Origin of the sequence: Dawidia cretensis (genome assembly GCF_018598175.1) — a bacterium.
In the GTDB taxonomy this organism is placed as follows: Bacteria; Bacteroidota; Bacteroidia; order Cytophagales; family Cyclobacteriaceae; genus Ohtaekwangia; species Ohtaekwangia cretensis.
The window spans coordinates 32,561-52,077 of the sequence record NZ_JAHESE010000040.1; the positions used below are offsets into that span (position 1 = coordinate 32,561).

Annotated in this window: 12 protein-coding genes; 2 read left to right on the forward strand and 10 right to left on the reverse strand. The window is 55.3% G+C overall.

Annotation, left to right across the window (positions count from 1 at the left end):
• Window positions 1–48: 48 nt before the first annotated feature.
• The 9 genes from KK062_RS26225 to KK062_RS26265 form a co-directional block, all read right to left on the reverse strand.
• A complete protein-coding gene (locus KK062_RS26225; protein ID WP_254087347.1) occupies window positions 49–1,050 on the reverse strand; it encodes a glycoside hydrolase family 43 protein in 1,002 nt (333 codons plus the stop codon).
• A 167-nt stretch (window positions 1,051–1,217) separates the two neighbouring features.
• Window positions 1,218–2,285: a family 43 glycosylhydrolase gene (locus KK062_RS26230; protein WP_254087348.1), complete on the reverse strand. Its 1,068-nt coding sequence runs from the start codon at window positions 2,283–2,285 to the stop codon at window positions 1,218–1,220.
• Window positions 2,282–3,988, reverse strand: coding sequence for an exo-alpha-sialidase (locus KK062_RS26235; RefSeq protein WP_254087349.1), 1,707 nt, complete (start codon window positions 3,986–3,988; stop codon window positions 2,282–2,284). The genes KK062_RS26230 and KK062_RS26235 overlap by 4 nt, the downstream gene beginning before the upstream one ends.
• 161 nt (window positions 3,989–4,149) lie before the next feature.
• Window positions 4,150–5,715 (reverse strand): RagB/SusD family nutrient uptake outer membrane protein, encoded by a 1,566-nt coding sequence (locus KK062_RS26240; RefSeq protein WP_254087350.1) that lies wholly within the window; start codon window positions 5,713–5,715, stop codon window positions 4,150–4,152.
• Window positions 5,716–5,733: 18 nt separating this feature from the next.
• A complete protein-coding gene (locus tag KK062_RS26245; protein WP_254087351.1) occupies window positions 5,734–9,048 on the reverse strand; it encodes a SusC/RagA family TonB-linked outer membrane protein in 3,315 nt (1,104 codons plus the stop codon).
• A 260-nt stretch (window positions 9,049–9,308) separates the two neighbouring features.
• A complete protein-coding gene (locus KK062_RS26250) occupies window positions 9,309–10,259 on the reverse strand; it encodes a FecR family protein (protein ID WP_254087352.1) in 951 nt (316 codons plus the stop codon).
• A 72-nt stretch (window positions 10,260–10,331) separates the two neighbouring features.
• On the reverse strand, window positions 10,332–10,916 hold the full coding sequence (locus KK062_RS26255) for an RNA polymerase sigma-70 factor (RefSeq protein ID WP_254087353.1): 585 nt from the start codon (window positions 10,914–10,916) through the stop codon (window positions 10,332–10,334).
• A gap of 189 nt (window positions 10,917–11,105) precedes the next feature.
• Window positions 11,106–13,427: a DUF8740 domain-containing protein gene (locus tag KK062_RS26260; RefSeq protein ID WP_254087354.1), complete on the reverse strand. Its 2,322-nt coding sequence runs from the start codon at window positions 13,425–13,427 to the stop codon at window positions 11,106–11,108.
• A 21-nt stretch (window positions 13,428–13,448) separates the two neighbouring features.
• Window positions 13,449–13,928, reverse strand: a complete 480-nt coding sequence (locus tag KK062_RS26265; RefSeq protein WP_254087355.1) for a T9SS type A sorting domain-containing protein — start codon at window positions 13,926–13,928, stop codon at window positions 13,449–13,451.
• Between the two features lie 535 nt (window positions 13,929–14,463).
• Here KK062_RS26265 and KK062_RS26270 point away from each other — a divergent pair.
• Window positions 14,464–15,837 (forward strand): EndoS/ChiA family endoglycosidase, encoded by a 1,374-nt coding sequence (locus tag KK062_RS26270; RefSeq protein ID WP_254087356.1) that lies wholly within the window; start codon window positions 14,464–14,466, stop codon window positions 15,835–15,837.
• 121 nt (window positions 15,838–15,958) lie between these two features.
• Window positions 15,959–17,170 carry a beta/gamma crystallin family protein gene (locus tag KK062_RS26275; protein WP_254087357.1) on the forward strand — a complete coding sequence of 404 codons (1,212 nt, stop codon included), beginning with the start codon at window positions 15,959–15,961 and terminating at the stop codon, window positions 17,168–17,170.
• Window positions 17,171–17,376: 206 nt separating this feature from the next.
• Here KK062_RS26275 and KK062_RS26280 read toward each other — a convergent pair.
• On the reverse strand, window positions 17,377–19,517 hold a 2,141-nt coding region (locus KK062_RS26280; protein ID WP_254087358.1), incomplete at its 5' end, for a GMC family oxidoreductase.

Consider the following 19,517-nt stretch of genomic DNA (forward strand, 5'->3'; position numbering starts at 1 on the left):
GCTACTCTTGCGCCAGCATTTCCCTGGACGCGCCGATACGTGCACGAATTAGCGTGCTGGTATTTGCAGCACTGAATCAGCCTTCACTGGTTGCCCGAAATCCGGGCGGCCGTCTGCCGTCCAGGTGAACCGTTGCAACCGGGGGGAGCGGCGGTGGTCGCAGCCCTGGCCGGGGCCGGTGTTGGCGTGGTATAATAACCAGTTTTCTTTGTCATTGGGGGATTGGACGAAGGCGTTGTGGCCGGTGGCATATACGTTGTGGGCGGGAGATTGTTGGAATACGGGCGTGGATACCTTGGTCCATGCGCCCGGGTCCAGCAGGTTGGCGTTGGTTTTGGCGGCGAGCATGCCGAGCGCATATTCGTCGGCCCAGCATGCGCTGGCGGAGTAGACGACGAATATTTCGTCTTTTTTACCGGCAAGGAATTCGGGACCTTCGAGGATCTGGCGGCCGCCGAATTTTTCCCATGCGTGTGTAGGGGCGGCGATGATGGCTTGTGTTCCTTCGAGTGTCCAGGGATTCTTCATTTTGGCAATGACCAATACGCTTTGGGGGCCGACGTAGGCGGAGTAGAGAAAGTAACGCGTGCCGCGATGCTCGAAGACGGAGCCGTCGAGGCCGGAGTGTTCGGTGTTTACTTTGCCTTTGTCTACCCAGGTGCCTTGTAAAGGATCGGAGGATGTGTTTTCCAGTACGAAGACGTAGCGGTTGGCATCGCCGTCATTCGCCTTGTCGGTGGCGGTGTAGTATATATACCATTTGTTGTCCAGGCGGTGTAGCTCGGGGGCCCAGATGGCTTTGGAGTTTGGGCCGGACGATGGTGGTGTCCAGATGGTTTTGGGGGTGATGTCTTTTAGTGCCGTCAGGTCTTTTGTTTTCCAGAGGGCGAGGCGGTTGCCCAGGGTGTGGGTGTAGTAGTAATAGCCTTCATGGTAGATTGCCCAGGGGTCGGCGCCGGAGGGAAGGATGGGGTTGGTGAAGGTTTGTTGCGCTGATGCGTGGAGCGTGCAGGCCAGGAAGAATGCGAGGAGAATTATGCGGTTAGTCATGTTATTTACTTTTATACTTTACTACAACCTTATTCCACGCCAGTCTGAAGACTGGTACCATGGTGGGCACAAGTCTCCGCCCCGAGACGGGGCTAAGACTTGCGCCAGATGCTGTCGCGAATATACACCTCTTCGCTCTCGCTCTCACACTCACGCTGTTTTATCGCTCACTCTGTTTTTGGTTTGCGTTGTGCGGTGTCACTTGGCGCGGTGTTGGCGATTTGGGGCCAGTCGTTTACCCAGTCGATGCGGTCGAGCATGAGGGGGCGGCGGGTGGCGCCGTTAGGGAGGAGCGGGCGGCTTTTGTCGACGGCGTGGTAGAGGAACCAGTCGGTGCCTTCTTCGTCGGTGATGATCTCGGCGTTGTGGCCGGGGCCGGCGAAACCGGTTGTTACGCCGGGCGACGGATCGCCTTTGAGGAATGCGTTGCCGGTGTGCGTCAGGAGCGACTGGCCTTGTTGGTTTGTGTAGGGGCCTTCGATGGACGAGGCTCTGCCGATCATCACGTTATACGGCGTCTCACGGCCCAGGCAACAGTGGCCGTTGGAGCCGAAGAGGTAATAGTAGTTGTTGCGTTTTACGATGTAGGTGCCTTCCATCCAGTCGCCGGCGATTTGGAATTTGTCGCCGGTGATGGCGGTGCCGTCGGCAGTTAATGAGATGCCGTAGATGCCGCGGAAGCTGCCCCAGAACAGGTACTTTTTATCTCCCTCCTCGTAGTAGAACGGGTCGATGGAGTTTTTCACACCCACCTCGTCGCTCAGCAGTATTTTGCCGCGGTCTTCAAAGGGGCCGGCGGGCGAGTCGCTTACCGCCAGGCCGATGCCGGGATTGGGATCATCCCAGAGGGACAACGAGTAGTATAGGTAATACTTTCCGTTTATGTGGTTGATGTCGGGTGCCCAGACAAAGGCGGGGTTTTTCCACGCGGGCTTGGTGTCGAAGGCATCGCGTACAAACTCCCAGGTGACCAGGTCGCGGGAACGGATCACGGGTACGATGTGCGCAGGCTTGCCGTAGTCCCAGCCGTCTTCGGTGGCATAGGCATAAAAATATCCGTCGTTGGCCTTGATGACCGTGGGGTCGGCGAACGTGGGTATAAAGACAGGGTTTTTATAGTGTCCTTCGGGTATGTCTCCCTCCCCTTCGTCAACCTCGGCGTCAGGATTGTTTTTGCATTGCATAAAACAGGCCATCAACAAGAAGGCCATACAGATGTTTTTAATGAATTTCATGGATGTCCATTTTTGGAAGTAACAAGTTTTACAGAAGACCATGTATAGGGCTTCCCGCTCTCGTTGCCCGACAACGGTTCGGTATATGTATGGCCGGTCGCGGCTACATCGTTTAACACGGCATGGAATCGAATCGCGGGACCCGGTTTCGTTCCCAGCGCCGACCAGGGTATGCGCACGTCGATCCGATAGCCGTCTGATCTGCGCGTGACAGTCTTGTCTATAGTAGCCGATTCCCGGGTGACCCATCTTCCCTTCTCCCCTTCTTCGAACGTCACGGATCCGGCGGCGTCTAGTAAAATTTTGAAAATTCCTTTTACGGGTGCTGCTGTAGACTGATTGCCCGGGTCGAGGTAAAACTGCAATCCATCGTTCACCTTTTGATTATCGACGACATCCGTATCTTTTACCGCGGCCTGGATATAAAGTTGCCGATCGTCCCAGGTAAGTCCCATGCGCGCCTGCGTGGGGCCGTAGCCGCCGATAAACAACGGATGCTTTACGCGCGCGGTATGTCGCGGTGCTGTTACTGGCGGCACCACATAGCCTTTGATCATCCACACGGCCGTGTTAGGCCCCACCCCATTGGTAGAGCCGAGCGCTGCCACGGTGGTGTCATTTAACACGGCGACGGAATTCCAGAGGCAGGTTTTGGTCGAGTCGGCAAAGTAGAACGGCCGCGACTTACGGTTAAAGTTCCGCGCCTCATCATCGCCAATGGCCACCACCATGTCACTGCGATCCCACGGTGCGTTGTGGCGCCACTCGGTGCTTTGATACGAGAGCAGCGTTTCGCCCGACGGCAGTTGGCGGATATACGGTGCGCCGGCATAGGCAGATGCCGGCACGCGGTTGCGGGCTTCCAGGGCATGTGCACGATCGGCGCTTTCCGCCAGCACGGGCGCATTCCTCCACGCGCCGGTAGCCGGTGTGCGAATGATCACGGGCACAAACGACTGGCCGCTCATGCCGTTGTCTTCGATGGCATAGACGATTTCCCGGCCGTTCTTTAATAGCAACGGTACGGGCATGCCGTCGCGGTGCTTGCTGCGAAAGCTTACCGTTTCGCCGGCCGTCCAGTGGGCGCCGTTGTCGTGCGAGCGAAAGAGCGTGATCTCCTGCTCGTTGGTCTGCGTATAGGGGGCTTCGTTGGCTATGAACAATTGGATCTCGCCGGTAGGCAGCTGTAGTTGCGCGGGCTCCCAGCAGCCGTTGCTAAATTCAGGACCCGCGGTATAGATGCGCACCGGGGCCGACCATTGCAGGCCATCGACGCTGCGTCGGACCTCGATGGCGAAACGTTTGGTGGAATCTGTATTGTTGCCCGGCGGGCGCAGGTTGTAGGATACGAGGATGCTGCGGTCGCGCAGCTGCAGCACTTCGGGCACGACACGGGCAATGCCGTTCTCCGGGGCGGCTACGACGGTGGGCGCCGTCCACGTATTGCCCTGATCGAAACTGCGAATGGCGTGCGTAGCGCCCTGGCATTCGTAGACACAGAACAAACTGCCGTCGTGCAATACGATCATGCGGGCATAACCGGCGTATTTCGGGGCCGTTGGCGACAGCTGGCGCAAGGTGCTGCGGTCCCACGCAATGCGAATGCCTTCGACAGGCTCTTCCCGTTGAGCCGGGTCACCGGATATCCCGGGCGTCAGGCAGGACAGGATCCAAAAGAAATAATACAGCGGTATGTTTGCCATGCTATGCGAAGTTTACAACGAAATATAGGAGTTAACGCCAGCTCAAAAAACAAGAACCCGGTCGAACGGCACGGGAAAATACAGCGTGAGGGTGAGTGTGAGAGCGAAGAGAAAAAAAACAGCATACCTGTTCGCTCCCGCTCTCACCCTCACACTGTTTTCTAGTAGGGGTTGTTTTGGTCCAGGTGTTCGTTGTTGTCGACTTCGACCTGCGGAATGGGCAGGCGATGGTTTCTGCCTACGGTAAAGTTGTTGAAGTCAATGTCACGTGTACGCAGCTCGTCGATGCCGGCCTGCGTGGTGAGCAGATCCCAACGTTTCAGATCCATCCACCGGACAGCTTCGAAGCAGAGCTCGAGGCTGCGCTCCATTTGCAGACGCTTCTTGAACAGGTTATAGTCGGTGCCGATCTCGGGGTAAGCATCCTCCAGCCTGGGCAGGTTGGTGCTGGGGCGCTCGCGCACCATGTTCACATATTGGTAGGCGTCGGCGGTCTGGTTTGTTTCGTTCAGCATTTCGGCGTAGAGCAGCAGCACATCGGCATAACGTATAAACCGGAAGTTGTTCGGAGCATGGTAATCTTCGCGGTCGCGGTAATAATACGTCGAGTACTTTTTGATAAAGGTTTCGTTGCCCCAGTCCACGTTGTTCCACTGGCGGTTGTATACCAACGTATCGTTGTTGGCTGCATCCGGGAAGTCCTTATACGCCTGCTTGTAGAATATATTGGTGAGTAACCGGCTGTCGTTTTTACCGTCTTTCGTTTTCTCTTTTTTGTATTCGTCGATCAGCCAGGCGCGGGCTTTACCGTCCTGCCAGCCGATGCCGCCCGGTGCGAAGAACTGCGTACGTTGAAAGCCCATCGAGGCGCTGAGGTTGTCACTGTCATTACCTTTGTTGCGATCGCTGAACTGGATCTCGAACACCGACTCGATGTTGTTCTCGAAGTTATGGGTAAAGTTCTCGCGATAGTTATCGATCAGGCCATAGTATTGTTTGCCGTCACCCACCACGAGCCAGTCCAGCTCGGCTTTAGCCTCGGGGTATTTCTTTTGCTGCGCATAGGCGCGGGCCAGCAGCGCTTTCGCAGCGCCCTTCGTGGCACGGCCCATGTTCGGGTCATCCCACTTCTCGGGCAACCGGTCTTTTGCCCAGTTCAGATCTTCTTCTACCTGCGCCCAGATTTCGGCTTCGGTGCGTTGCTCGGGTTGATCATCGGGTTTGGAAATTTCCAGTACGATCGGCGCATCTTCCCACAGCAGGGCGATCTGGAAATAGTACAGCGCGCGGATAAAGCGCGCCTGCGCCAGGATACGGTCGCGGCGGGCTTCGTCAAAAGGAATGGCGGGCACATAGGTCAACACCTGGTTGGTGCGGAAGATCGCTTTGTAGAAATCGCGCCAATGCCAGTTGTTGCCATCCCAGAAGTTATAGTTGGAATACTTAAAGCGTGTCCAGTCGGCCAGCTCACCCCACGGGCTGGTACTATGCCCCTCGTCGGAGGTGAGGTCATAGCGAAAGTAGATCCAGCGCGTCCAGGTAGACGGTTTATAGAACATGTTATAGGCGGCGTTCAGGCCCATTTCGGCGTCCTGTTCTGTTTTCCAGAAACTTTCTACCGTCGGCGTATTGGGGTTCTCGATATCGAGCAGGTCTTCGCTGCAGCGGGTGCTGGTCATAACGAAGGCTGCAATGAGTATAGGTATATAGAATTTGATGTTTTTCATGTCGCTGTGCGTTAGGGATCAGAAATTAAACTGCAGGCCTACCAGGAATGAGCGCGCATTGGGATAACGCACTTCGTCGTAGCCGCGGCGCCACATGTCGGGTGCGGTGAAATCGGGGTCCAGGCCGGTATAGCTGGTGAACGTCGCCAGGTTTTGCCCCGTTACAAATACACGCGCGTTGCTCACGTGCAGGCGCTGCGCGAGCGGCTGCGGGAGGTTATACCCCAGCGTGACATTGCGCAGGCGGAAATAGGAACCATCTTCCAGCCACCGGTCGATGTCGCCGCGGGCATTGCGATCGTCGCCATACAGCAGGCGCGGGAAGTCGCTGTTGGGATCTTCCTGGTACGGCTTTTCATCGTCGAAGGCAAAGTAGTTCGAGTTGTCGTCAAAGCGCTCGACGGCTGCACGGGAGCCGTTGTATACATCCTGCCCAAAGGCGCCATACCAGATCATCGACAGATCGAAGTTTTTATACTCGAAGTTGGTGATCAGGCCCAGGTCGAAGTTAGGCCAGGGGTTGCCCACGATCTGACGGTCGGCATCGTTGATCTCGCCGCTGTCGTCGAAATCGACATAGCGAATATCGCCCGGCCTCGCATTCGGTTGAATGACCTTGCCTTGCGAGTTGACATGGTTCAGCACATCCTCTTCGCTGCGGAACAAACCATCGGTCTTGCGCAGGTAGAACATACCGATGGGCTCACCGACCGTCGTACGGGTAATGCCGGTGAATACATCATTGCGCCCGTAGCCCAGCTCGAGCACTTCGTTGCGCAGGGTCGATACGTTGGCGGTGATGCTATACTTCAACCCCTGTATATTGTCTTTCCAGGTGGTGGTGATCTCGATACCCTTGTTGCGAATGCTGGCGGCGTTTACCCAGGGGTTACCACCGTCGTTGCCGGTAGAAAACAGGATGGGCATTTCCGTCAATACGTCCGTTGTCGTCGATATGAAATACTCGAGCGTCAGGGCGAGGCGGGAGTTGAGGAAGGCCATGTCCGTACCAAAGTTCACCTGTTTCTTGGTTTCCCAACGCAGGTTGGCGTTCGCCAGCTTAACCTGTGCCGCACCGTTTACCAGGTGCTGATCTGTGCCGACGACCGAAATGATGGTGGCGTTTACCTGCGACAGATAATCCCAGTTGCCGAGGTTGTAGATATTCGAGTTATAGAAGCTGCCGCTATAGCCAATCGTGCGGCCGATGCTGGAGTTACCCAACATACCAATGTTGGCGCGGATCTTCAGGTCGTCTATCCAGGACACGTGGAAGAACTCTTCACCGCTGATACGCCAGCCGGCGCTCACCGACGGAAAATTACCCCAGCGGCTTCCCCGGGCAAACCGCGACGAGCCATCGCGCCGGACGGTGCCGGTGAGATAGTATTTGTCACCATACGAATAGTTCACACGCCCCAGGTATGAGATCAGTGCGTCTTCGTTGTTGAATCCACCCGACTCCGGATCGGATGTACCGGCATCCACCACATCGTAATATTTACCGCCGATGAACAAGAGATTGCGTTTCGTACCCGACAGTTGATCATACTGCTGCCGCTGGAAGGTTGTCCCCACTACAGCATCTACTTTGTGTTTACCGAATTCTTTATTGAAGTGAAGGGTATTCTCCATCAACGTGGACACATACTGCCCACGGTTCTCAATCACGGCCGAAGGATCGAAGGGCTGGTTCAGCGTCCAGTTGCCGATGCGGCGCACGTACTTGTAATGTTCCTGGCTGGATTCCAGGCCGGCATTGACGCGATAGGTCAACACGCCCGGTTTGAGCAGCTCTACTTCCGCGTAGAGATTGCCCCGCAGGCGCAGGTTGTCGTTGGTGGTCTCCTCCAACGCTTCGCGGGCGATGGGGTTTGTTCCAAACGTACGAGCCTTGCCTTCATTGCCATACCCAAAGCCACCGGGATTTGCCGCATCGTGTACCGGGATGGTGGGCAGCATGCGCAACATGTCCCAGAAAGGATTAGTGATCAGGTCATCGGACGCACCACGGGCAATGGACATATTCTCGCCGATCTTAAAGCGGCCGCGCCGGCCTTCCGTATTCACGCGGAAACTATAGCGCTCGAACGACGATCCGACGCTGGTGCCGGTGTTGCCAAAGTAGTTGCCCGATACCAGGTACGTTCCGAATTCATTCCCGCCCGAGACCGTAACGTTGTAATCCTGCGTTTGCGCTGTGCGGAACGTTTCTTCCTGCCAGTCGGTATCGACGCCGTCGGGATATTGCTGATAGCCCTGCCCGATAATCACAGGGGACTTCTCTACTTCAATGGCCTCGCGGTAGGCCATGGTATTATACTTTTTAAAATCGGCGGCATCCATAAAATCATAGCGCGGCAATGTTTGTGCGCCGTAGCGTGCGCTGATGTCCACTTTCATCGGCCCGGACTTGCCCTTCTTGGTGGTAATGATGATGACACCGTTGGCCGCGCGCGATCCGTAGATGGCCGCGGCGGATGCATCTTTCAGAATCTGGATAGACTCTACGTCGCTGGAGTTAAAGTCGCGCGTCGCGATGGTCGGCACGCCGTCGATAACATAAAGTGGCTGGTTGTTGGAGAAGTTACCGAGGCCGCGGATCTCGATGGTCGACTCGCTGCCGGCACGACCACTGTTGCGGATGTTTACACCGGGGGCCAACCCCTGGATAGCTTCCGCCACGGTAGCGGCCTGTACGTTGGCCATGTTCTTACTGTTGATGACCGACACAGCACCGGTCAGGTCTTTCTTCTCCTGCTCGCCGTAGCCGATCACGACGATTTCGCGAATCGTGGTAACATCGGCGAGGAGCTGTACGTTGATAGCGGTCTGTGTGCCTACGGTAATTTCCTGGCTGCTATAGCCGATGAAGGAAAAGATCAGCACGCTGTTCTCCCCCGCCACGTCGAGGCTATAGTTTCCGTCGGCATCTGTCGTGGTACCGTTGGTGGTGCCACGCTCCAGCACGTTTACACCCGGCAGCGCCGTATCGTCTTCATCTTTTACCTGCCCGCGCACGGTAATGGCCGGCGGTCGCAACGCCAAAGATTTTACTTCGCGGGCCTTTACAGAAATGGTTTTGTTTACCAGCTGAAAATCGATAGAGGCCTGTCGTGACAGGTCTTCCAGCACACGGCGCAAGGTGGCTTTTTTGTAATGCAGGGTAACGGTGTTGCGCGAATCCAGCTGTCCCGAATATGCAAAGACAAAATCCGTCTTCGTTTCGAGCTCTTTGAACACGGTCGACAACGTGGCGTGCTGGCACGCGACGGATACCTTTACCTTTTCCAGGCTTTGGCTGTTGATATCCGACGCAAATCCGAGGTTCATACAGACGACCTGTATGATAAAAAGACGCCATGTGTATTTTGATATAAGCATGAGCAGCTTATGTAAAAATTTCATAGGTTTGTTGTGGTTTGAGTTTACGCAATAAGTCTCAGGCTGTAGTCTGGGGATGCCATCGGTCAAAATGTCTCTTCCCCGGACTACTTTTTTTTCACATAGTAGTATACAGCACGACCCGATCAGGGCGGCATGGCATCAAAGGATTTCGGTTTCATATACTTGTTTGTTTTGGGTCTACAGATTTACTTACAGCCAGAGCCTTGCAGCACGATCTTGTTGCCTTCCTGCTGATAGGTGACTTTGAGCATATAGCTGATACTGGTCAATACATTCTTAAGGGTCTCCTTGCGATAGGTAGCGCTGATGGTACAGGTGGCCAATGCATCACCCAGTGTAATCTCTACGCCATACCAATCCTCTAACATTGTTACGGCCTCCCCCAGCGGCATATTGTCAAACCGCAGGATGTTGTCCTTCCAATCGACGAATGCCGCTACATCGACATCGCGCACATGCACCGGTTCACCATGGCTGCGCGCAATGGCTTGTTGATTGGGTTTCAAGATCACCCCGTCTACATCTACTTTTCCTTCTACAAGCGTTACTTCGGCGCTACTATCGGGCGTAAGCCTGACGTTGAACGCTGTACCCAGCACGCGGGTGTTGGCCACGGGCGTATGCACGATGAACGGACGTGCCGTGTCGCGGGCTACCTGAAAATAGGCTTCGCCGGTGAGGTATACTTCGCGTACGTTGCCCTCGAATTGCTCGGGAAATTCAAGTTTACTGTTGGCATTGAGCGTTACCTGCGTGCCGTCTAACAATTCTATTTTCAGCTTCTGGCCACGGTCAGTGACCGCTTGCCGCAGCTGCGCCACCGCCGGTGCGGGTGAATCGCGACTATACCGCGCGACGAGGAACCACGATACCGCGAACAACGCCAGGGCCGCGGCGACGGAATACCCTATCGTGAGCAGGGTTCTCCCCTTCCCTTGCGGTGCACGGGCGGGCAGGTTGGTCGCCAGCTGACGCCAGATCACCTCCCGCACGGCCGGGTCGGCACTGGCCGAGGGCCGGTGGAGCTCGGGATAGGTTTCAAAGAAGTCATCCAGCAGCGTCTTCTCTTCTGACGTGGCGCTGCCCTTCAGGTAGGCGTCGAGAAGTCGCTTAAAGTGTTGTTCGTCTATGCTCATCTACTCCATAGTTGCATACGATTGCATGACCCCCTACGCCAGGACTAAAAAAAATGAAAAAAGATGAAGAGGTTAGAAGAGGTCGGTGAGCAATACGACGGAGACCAGTTTATTGACCGAAAGCCGGAGGATGCGCAGCGCTTTCGTAATTTGGTTTTCGACGGTTTTGGGAGAGATCTGCAGTTGCTCGGCTATCTTTTTATTTGGCAAGAGCTCAAAGCGGCTCAGGTAAAAGATCTCGCGGCATTTCTCCGGCAGCCGGTCCATGGACTGGTCGAGTACGGCCTGGAGTTCCCGGGCGTCGAATTCCTGTTCCGTACTGGTGCTGAGCTCTACCGCGCGGTGGTTAATGTGGTCGATGTGTTTTTGGGAGATGGCGCCGGACCGCAAGTGCATAAAGCTGGCATAGCGCACAGACTGGTAAAGATACCCCCCTACATTTTCAATGTGTTGGTGGGCGCTTTTTTCCCACAGGGAGATAAAACAATCCTGTACAACGTCCTGGGCGGCGTCGGGATCTTCGAGCAGGTTGACGGCTTTATTATATAGTACCTTCCAGTGACGGTCGAAAAGCACGGCAAACGCCCGCTGATCTCCCCGGGCGATGTCGCGGAGCAATGTGTTGTCGTCGGGTATTTGGTCGCCTGGCCGGTGCATGCTTCATCGGTGTTACGTAGGCTTACGTCACGCCGTGACCAAAAGTAAAACATAATCTAAATCGTTTGCAATACAAGGAAGATTATTTTGCCGGCACCGGCAACGTTATCGGCGGCGTATTTATTGAAAGGTGCCGTATCGGGCCGCCGACCTTACAGAGCGTCGGTGGCCGATACTACACGTGGTTGCCTACTGCGAATTTTTCCGTTGGGTGCCCGCTTCCAGCGCTTGTATTCGTTGGGTGAGGTTATCGATGATGGCTTGTTGCTCTTGTAAAGCCTTTACCAACGGCACGACAAATTCCGCGTAGCGCAGGCTGTACATATCGCCCAAACGCTCGATGCTGGGCTGATCAATAGCGCTGAAGTCGTAGCCGATGGCATTCGCTGCTTCCAATACCTCTTGCGCAGCAAAGCCCGTATTGACGCCATCGAAAGTTTGGAAGGTGATCGGCCGCAGACGCGTGATAAAGGCCAGGCCCGGTACATTCTCTTGTGGATTGGACTGCACGCGGCTGTCGGCCACGGCACTCCAGTTCACCTGTCCGCCGATCTTCCGCACGGACTCATTGCCGAAGCGCATTTCATCACTCATCGTTACCTGCGCGCCGTGACCGATGGCCGTAGAATTTCGTACCGGGTTAAGGCCTTGATCATTGAATGCACCTGAGCCGATCGCCGTGTTGCTGGAACCGCGGTTCCAGTTGAGGGCTTCGTGCCCAATGGCGGTATTGCCGCCGCCGGTCTCTACATTATACGCTGCATAGGGACCGATGCCAATGTTGCCCCCGCCGGTGGTATTGCTGCCCAGCGCCGCGTGACCAATGGAAATGTTACGCTCACCCATCGTATTCTTATCCAGGCCGCCCACAGCGACGTTAAACGTGCCGAAAGTGTTGCTTCGCAACGCCCCCAAGCCAATAGCGATGTTGTCTTCTCCGTTGATATTGGAGGATAACGCAGAAGCGCCGATGGCGGTATTGTAACGTCCGCGCTGGTTATTGAACATCGCATTACTCCCGATGGCCGTATTGCCATGTCCATCGCTGATCCGGCTCAGGGCCTGCGATCCAACCGCCGTATTGCCGTCGCCTGTCAGGAGGAGTGACAACGCACCGGAGCCGACGGCTGTATTCTGCTTGCCGATCACGTTCGTCGCCAATGCTTCTTTGCCGATGGCTGTATTATCCACGGCAGTGGTGTTCGCCGCAAGCGCTTTATACCCCACGGCCGTGTTGCCCGAGCCCAGGTTTGCCGCCAACGCCAGTGCACCCAGCGCGGCATTCCATTGGCCCGTGCTATTGGCCCGCAGCGCACGCCAGCCGAACGCGCTGTTGAACGCAGCGCTGGTATTGGTATAAAGCGCCTCGTAGCCCATGGCGGTATTCGAGCCGCCGCTGTTGTTCGAGTATAGTGCGCGATAGCCCGTCGCAGTATTAAAGCTCGTGCCGCTGTTCGAGAAAAGCGCGCCCGCGCCCAGGGCCGTATTGCCCACGCCGCTATTGGTATTGTTAAGCGCCTGATGGCCAATCCCTGTATTATAGGTGCCGCTGCTGACGCCACGCAAGGCGTCGTTCCCCAGGGCAGTATTAAAGCTTCCCGTCGTGGTATGGTACATTGCCGTGACGCCCACTGCAACATTGCCGCCTCCTGTCTGATTGAAGTGTAAGGCATTGTTGCCGACGGCCGTGTTGTTCGTACCGGCAGTATTCGTATACAGGGCGTCGGCCCCCAGCGCGGTGTTATAGCTTCCCGTCACGTTGCTGGTGAGTGTGCGTATACCCATAGCAGTATTCGTGCCACCGCTTTTATTCCGATACAGCGACATGTATCCAATCGCCGTATTGAGCTTTCCCGCTTCGTTGAGTGACCCACTTTGATAGCCGATAAAGACGTTCTGATTGTTGTTGCCGGTATCGTTTTGCCCGGCTTGCTCTCCTATAAAAACCGAAGCGCCGGTATTCAGCGGCTCGAGCTGGCCACGCGTGGAAATACGCAAGCGGGGTATATTATTCGTGCGAATGGTGAGCGGGCGGTTATCGGTCGTGCCCAGAAAATTCTGCACCGTCGTGCCCGCGTTGCCATACAGGCTCCAGAGGCTGTCACTGCTCGCCGCAGCCGATTCAATCGTTCCTGCCTTGAGCGCATAGAGCGCGTAGGGAACACTTAGCAGCTGGCTTGTGCCGAAGAATGTGCCATCGACCGTTACGTGCAGGAAATATGGGCCTGCCTGCCAGTCGATGTCGGCCAGGTTGCTGCCACGGTGGTTGCCCTCCCCTACGGTCAGGTTGATCAGCCCTGTTTCAGTAGAAGTTGTTTGGTGTGTCTCGCTATATACGGGCGAACCCGCCGTGTTGCCTTGTAAAATGCTCAGGCCGATGACGATGGATGCGTTGGCCTTTACTTCACCGGTGACATCGCGTATGACGGCTTGATATTTAAAGCCTGCAGGTGCTTGCGCCAGGATGGTATGGGCCATCAGTATAAAAAGGACTATAGACAGTGTTTTCATGGGATTGTTGGTTGAAGGGTATTATTGTTTGACAATCTTAAAGGACTGCTGCTTGGCAGCGCTCGTCTTAACCTGAAGTGTATAGGTGGACGCTGGTAGACCGTCGAAGGAAATCTCGGTGAGGCCTTTCACAATCCCTTCTCGGACTTTTATGCCGCGTAGATCCAGCACCGTATACTGCCGGGCTGCATCCGGGTGGCGGCTTTGAATATATAGCATAGAACCTACCGGGTTGGGGAAAACCGTTACCTGACTTTTCGCATCTTCGGTGCGTGCGGTTCGCTGCACCCAAAGTATGGGCTGGTGAAATCCCTGCGTGAGCTGATGCGGCCGTGCCGGTAGCGTCTCGATGGCAACTTCACCCAGCGTAAAGCTGAGGTGGCCGGCTTCTGTCGTGAACGAATCGCCGGCAGAAGACACGATTTCATTTTTCTGTGCCAGCAGTGGCAGGGTCAGCAAGATAAAAAGCATGGTGACCGATTGTTTAGGAGGAGCCTTCATATAGATTTTATTTATGTAAACGTTTTGTGTATCGCTTGCGAACATAGACCGAGTACAAGACCAGGGCAACAAACACATGACCTGCACACGGTGCGTTAGTATATCAGAAAATGAATAAGGAGGACGCCGAACGCCGCGGGAAGAAATCTTTTACACTGACTGCTGAACCGGCACAAGAATGCGGCTTCCGGTGCCTGAATATACAGAATAAAGACCACTAAAACCATTGAGCGATCATTCCGCTTGTCCTGCCCGCAGAATCAAGACCCGCCGGGCAATAGGTACGAATAACACTTGCAAATGGTATATTCACTGCTTACATTCGTCAACGCCGCTACCAGTACCGTGTCTGTGTACAGGTAGTCTTATACGAGTTGGCTGATAATAAGGCGTTGTGCGCGATACCCGCCCGTTGAGCTGTATATACTATTCGACTCAGCTTTTCCCCGGCGACCGTGATGATGGAAGTGACAGTGTGCAACAACGTTGTGACCGATACCCGAACATAGTCTTCCACTTAAAACCAGCGTTCTATATGAAACAGAAGTATTATTTGCTTTCCGTGGCTGCTGCATTGTGCAGCCTGGTGAACTCGTGCACGATGCAAGGCCTCGACCCTGGGGATGTATCTCCCCAATTACGCGACGTCGCGCCCCCCGCCACCGTTCAGCCCCTCGCCCTGCCCGCCGCGGGCCAGAACAAAGTAGCCTATTATGTTTTCGATGTTACTCCCGCCGGCCAGGGCATATTGCCCATGACCACGTTTACCGATAATGCCAACGTTGTGGTGGTGTTTGAAGGTACGTTGTGGGAACTGGCCGACACCGTGCACTATAATTCCGGCTGGATGCAGAATGCTTACTACCACAGCAAGCGCCAGATCCTGGCCGACATCCAAACGTTGCGCAGCCGCGGTATAAAAGTACTGATGAACGTAGACGATGCCCCCTCGTGGAGCACGTCCACACCCTTTACTACGTACAACGGCACAGCCTATAATTATCAGCAGTTTGCCGCCTTCATCAACACGTGTGTAAACACGGTAGGCTTTGACGGCATCTCCCTCGACGTAGAGCACGGGGCCACGGACAACACCAACTACCGCAACCTGATCGGCGAGCTCGGCGATTACTTCGGCCCCCTGTCGTCCGACCCCACAAACAAAATGTACATCGGCGCCTTCTATTCCGGCGGCGCCCCCGGCCCGATCTTCCGCGAAGTCGCCCTCAGCCAGTACCTGAACTATGTCATGGACATGGGCTACTTTCAAAACAACACGACGCGCTTTAATTACTGGGCCAACACCCTGGGCAATGCCAAAGTGATGTTGGGCATGTCGTATGACGACAACACCCAGGCCAGCGCCATCACCGAAGCACAACGACACCCGACGCCCGACAAAGCCGGCATCATGGTGTTTGCCGCGAATAAAAACAAGACGTATACGGATGCCATCTTTGCCGCGCTGACGCCAACCACGCCAACCGCGGGGTCCGACATTACAAACTATGGCGGCACGATCACTTCACAGTATACGGATTGGCCCAGCGGGGAGGATATCAGCAAGCTGATCGATAATAGTAGCAGTACAAAGTATCTTACGCAACACGCGGCCGCCTGGGTGCGGTTTCAGTCCAACACCAGCAACGTTGTGAATAAGTATACCATCACGTCGGCGAACGATGTGCCGGCACGCGACCCCCGGAACTGGACGCTGCAGGGCAGTAATAATGGAACAAGCTGGACGACCATTAATACACAAACGAATCAGACCTTTGCTTCGCGGTTTTTGACGAAGACGTATACATTCAGTAATAGTACGGCGTATACGTATTATCGATTGAATGTAAGCGCGGTGCAAAGTGGGTCGATCATGCAGTTTGCAGAATGGGAGTTGTATAGGAACTAACGTGTTGCCGGCGCAAGGTGAATTTGCTGGCGCAAGTTTGGTTCGCCTTTACTCCTTCTATTCAACTACTTTATTCCTTACTATTCAACAACAAAATTTTCGTAACCTTAATATACATTCTATGAAGTTAACATCTCGTAAACACGCCGGCTGGGTGTCGGCATTTCTCCTGGTTATCATTCTCGGATCTTGCGCCAATGAAGTAGATCCCGTTGTCAAAAAAGATATTGACGCCGAAGGCGACGCCGCGGCCCTGCCCGCAGGTCTCACCGTTTCGGTATTCGGTGGTGGGCCGATCTATAAAAACAGAACCGTTACCATCCCAGAACTAAAGGCATCGGGCTTCACCGAAGTGGTCGTCTGGAATATCGCCGTGAGCACCGCGGGTGACTTGAACTTCAACGGTGAGTTTCCCGTAGCCTCCAACGGCACCTACACCGGCGGCAATATGTACCCGAACTTTGCCAGCGATTTGCAAAGCCTGAAGACCGGCACGACTTCGGTGAACCGCGTTACCCTCAGTATCGGTTCTTCCAACGTCGGCGATTTTCAGCACATCCGCGACCTGATCAACGCGCAGGGTACCGGGTCTACGAGTATACTGTACCGCAACTTCCAGGCGTTGAAGACTGCCACGGGCGCGAATGCCATTGACCTCGACGACGAGAACTGTTACGACCTGAGCACCATGGTACAATTCTGTGTGATGCTGGGCAACCTCGGGTATAACGTCGCTTTATGTCCCTACACCAACTCCACGTTTTGGACGTCGGTGGCGTCGCAGACAAACAACCAGCGGCCGGGTACGATCGACCAAGTCCACCTGCAGTGTTATGCGGGCGGTGGCGGCAACAGCCCGTGTAACTGGAACTTTGGCGGTATACCGGTGCATGGCAGCCGCTGGAGCGGTTCGACGTCGTCGGTGCAATCACAATTCACCACGTGGAGAAATACCTGCAACACTACCGGCGGCTGGATGTGGCTGTACGACGAGTGGGTGGGCAACGGCATGGCCGCACAGTACGCCACGGCCATACGCAACGGTCTGGGCGGCACGACCCCGACTACCGGCGTGAAATTCTTCCAGAACAGCAACTACGGGGGAACAGCCACCAGCTTTATTCCGAAGGGAAATTATACTTTGTCGCAACTGCAGGCGTATGGTTTTGTGAATGACTGGGCGTCGTCTGTGCAAATACCGAGTGGATGGTCGGTGATTCTTTATCAACACGACAACTTTACCGGCACGTCGTGGACGTTTAGTGCGAATAATGCCAATTTTGCAAATACTACCGGGTTGAACGACCAGGTGTCGTCGGTGAGGATACAGTAGTTATTGTATATGTAAGGATTGCTGGCGCAAAGTTTGAGTGCCAAGCGTTAGCGCAGGCGCGGAACTTGTGACTGCCACTGCGGCCGGTCTTAGACTGATGTGTCTGGCATTTCGGCGTCGAGCCACGGCAGTCTGAAAACTGCCAGTGGTGTAGGCCACAAGTCGCCCTCCCTTCGGTCGGAAGACTTGCGCCAGCAACCTTACATTTACCGCAGTTTTTTGAAATAGGTTTCGAATACATTGCCCGCGAAGAACTTGCCAAAGCTCGACACTGCTTTGATTTGTTCCAGCTTGGTGTGCGTGTTGACGGCTTTCATCGTAGTAAGCTGTTTGGCAAAGTCTTTCGGTTCGATGATCAACTGGCCTTTGCCAACAACCTTCCCTATAGCCGTTTCTTCGTATACCGTGATGAAGAGCGTCGTGGTATCTTTCCAAACATCCAGCCCCTTGTTGTTTTGCACGTCTTTGAAACCCTCGAAATAATACTTCTTCCCTTCGCGGCTCTGCAGATAAATATTATATACCATCTTTTTCTTCTCGGGGTCTTGCGCATCTCTTACAAAGAGGTTAAACCGGCCGTTGTAGGCCATCAGTGGATGGGCGGAGAGCGCCGGCGCAGTCATGGTGCCGATCATGGGAGCGTCGTGGTCTTTGTTGGAAAGAAGTGTCTCTACGTCTTCAGAGCGGATGGTGAGCGTGAATTCAAATGGCGAGCTCTCCTGCTTGCCTTTTTCGAAGCCTTTGCCGTAGTCGGCCGCTTCGTTTACGGAGAAATAGCCGCGCATGGTTTCCGTGAATTGTACACCCGGTTTCGACTGACCGTTCGACGACGATGCGCGCGGCGGCAAGTCGTACGACAACGACCAGCCCTTCTCTTGCGCGATAAGCTTGCAGTTTCGTTCGGCCAGGGCGCTGATGGTTAAGAGTGGATTGGTTCCGACGGGACGCGGAAAGATCGCACCGTCCATGACGTACAGGCCGGGGTATAGCTCGGTGCCGGTGGCGCCTTTGAATACTTGTCCCTTGTGGTCTACGACTCCCTGGCCGGCGTCTTCGCCCATGGGGCAGCCCCCCAGCGGGTGCACGGTGACGAGATCGTAGTTCAGGATTTTGGTCCAGGTGGGATTGGGGACCACATTTCCCCCCAGGGCCTCCGTGGCGCTGGCAAGCTCGCCGCTTACCTTTTTAAAGATGTTCTGTTTGCCCACACCCTTCCAGTGGATGTTGACTTCATCGTCGCCACTGAGCCCGATTACGCCGTTGCCGTCGTCGTGGGTCATGACCAGGTATATTTGCGTGTGATCTACCGCGCCTTTGAAGGGGCCGCGGAAGATACTCACCACCTCGCGCCACTTTTCGCGGAAGAAGTCACCCAGGCCCCGGTCGGAGTCGCGGCCCATGACGCGGGAGAACGTGACGAGCGCCGACACCAGAATGGAGCGTATAGGCCCCGGGATGCTGCCTTCCTCCAGGGTCATGCCTTCGGTAAACGGCGTGCGCGCGCGCATGTCTATCACGCTGGTGATGCAGGGCCCCACCTGGTCGATGACGCCGGGCTTAAGGGTGTCGCCTTTGCCGACGCCGTGGATGGGTACATCGTTGTTATAGCCAAAGCCCAGCACGTCGCCGTTGCCGGTAAACTTCTGCCCCAGCTGCGGCGAGAGGGCTAAGCCCTTTTTGGCTGATCGCAGCAGAATCTCGGTGCTGCCCAACGAGCCACCGCTGACGAAGACCATGGCAGCCTCCACAAACAACGACGGGGCGTTGAACTTATCGCGGCCGCTGTTCACGGCGTTATAGTATACCCGCCATACGTTGCGGGCTTCATCTCGCTCAATGTGTTTTACGCCCACCTCGGTATAGATCTCGGCGCCAAAGTTTACGGCGTCGGGTAAGTAGTTCATGGCCGTGGTGTTCTTGGCGCCGGTGTTACAGCCGGTCACGCAATCGCCGCAGTTCAGGCACTTGGGCTGGTCGACGCCGACGTGGTTAGGATGCCGGTCTTCGAAGTTGACGTTGATGTTCAGCAGCCGGAACTCTTCGGACATAAACTTTGCCGACGTGCGCATGGCTTCGGTCTTCTGCAACACGGGGTATCCATTTTTACCCTCGGGGTACGGACTGGGCTTCAGCATGTCGCACGCGTGGCGGATGCCGTCCTGAAACCCGGTTAGGTTATTTCGAATCGCGGCGGGCCAGCTGGCGTCCGCCATGACGCGGCTGTCGGGCTCGATCGCGACGTTGGCGTTGACCAACGATGTACCGCCCAGGCCACATCCTTTAATTACGTTGATCTCGGTGCCCAGTACAATTTCATACACGCCATTTTCCGATGCCGGCTCGCGCG

Excerpts from the sequence above, each read along its gene's own strand:
- KK062_RS26225 (WP_254087347.1), bottom strand. The coding sequence starts at position 1,050 with ATGACTAACCGCATAATTCTCCTCGCATTCTTCCTGGCCTGCACGCTC.
- KK062_RS26230 (WP_254087348.1), bottom strand. The coding sequence starts at position 2,285 with ATGAAATTCATTAAAAACATCTGTATGGCCTTCTTGTTGATGGCCTGT.
- KK062_RS26235 (WP_254087349.1), bottom strand. The coding sequence starts at position 3,988 with ATGGCAAACATACCGCTGTATTATTTCTTTTGGATCCTGTCCTGCCTG.
- KK062_RS26240 (WP_254087350.1), bottom strand. The coding sequence starts at position 5,715 with ATGAAAAACATCAAATTCTATATACCTATACTCATTGCAGCCTTCGTT.
- KK062_RS26245 (WP_254087351.1), bottom strand. The coding sequence starts at position 9,048 with ATGAACCTCGGATTTGCGTCGGATATCAACAGCCAAAGCCTGGAAAAG.
- KK062_RS26250 (WP_254087352.1), bottom strand. The coding sequence starts at position 10,259 with ATGAGCATAGACGAACAACACTTTAAGCGACTTCTCGACGCCTACCTG.
- KK062_RS26255 (WP_254087353.1), bottom strand. The coding sequence starts at position 10,916 with ATGCACCGGCCAGGCGACCAAATACCCGACGACAACACATTGCTCCGC.
- KK062_RS26260 (WP_254087354.1), bottom strand. The coding sequence starts at position 13,427 with ATGAAAACACTGTCTATAGTCCTTTTTATACTGATGGCCCATACCATC.
- KK062_RS26265 (WP_254087355.1), bottom strand. The coding sequence starts at position 13,928 with ATGAAGGCTCCTCCTAAACAATCGGTCACCATGCTTTTTATCTTGCTG.
- KK062_RS26270 (WP_254087356.1), top strand. The coding sequence starts at position 14,464 with ATGAAACAGAAGTATTATTTGCTTTCCGTGGCTGCTGCATTGTGCAGC.
- KK062_RS26275 (WP_254087357.1), top strand. The coding sequence starts at position 15,959 with ATGAAGTTAACATCTCGTAAACACGCCGGCTGGGTGTCGGCATTTCTC.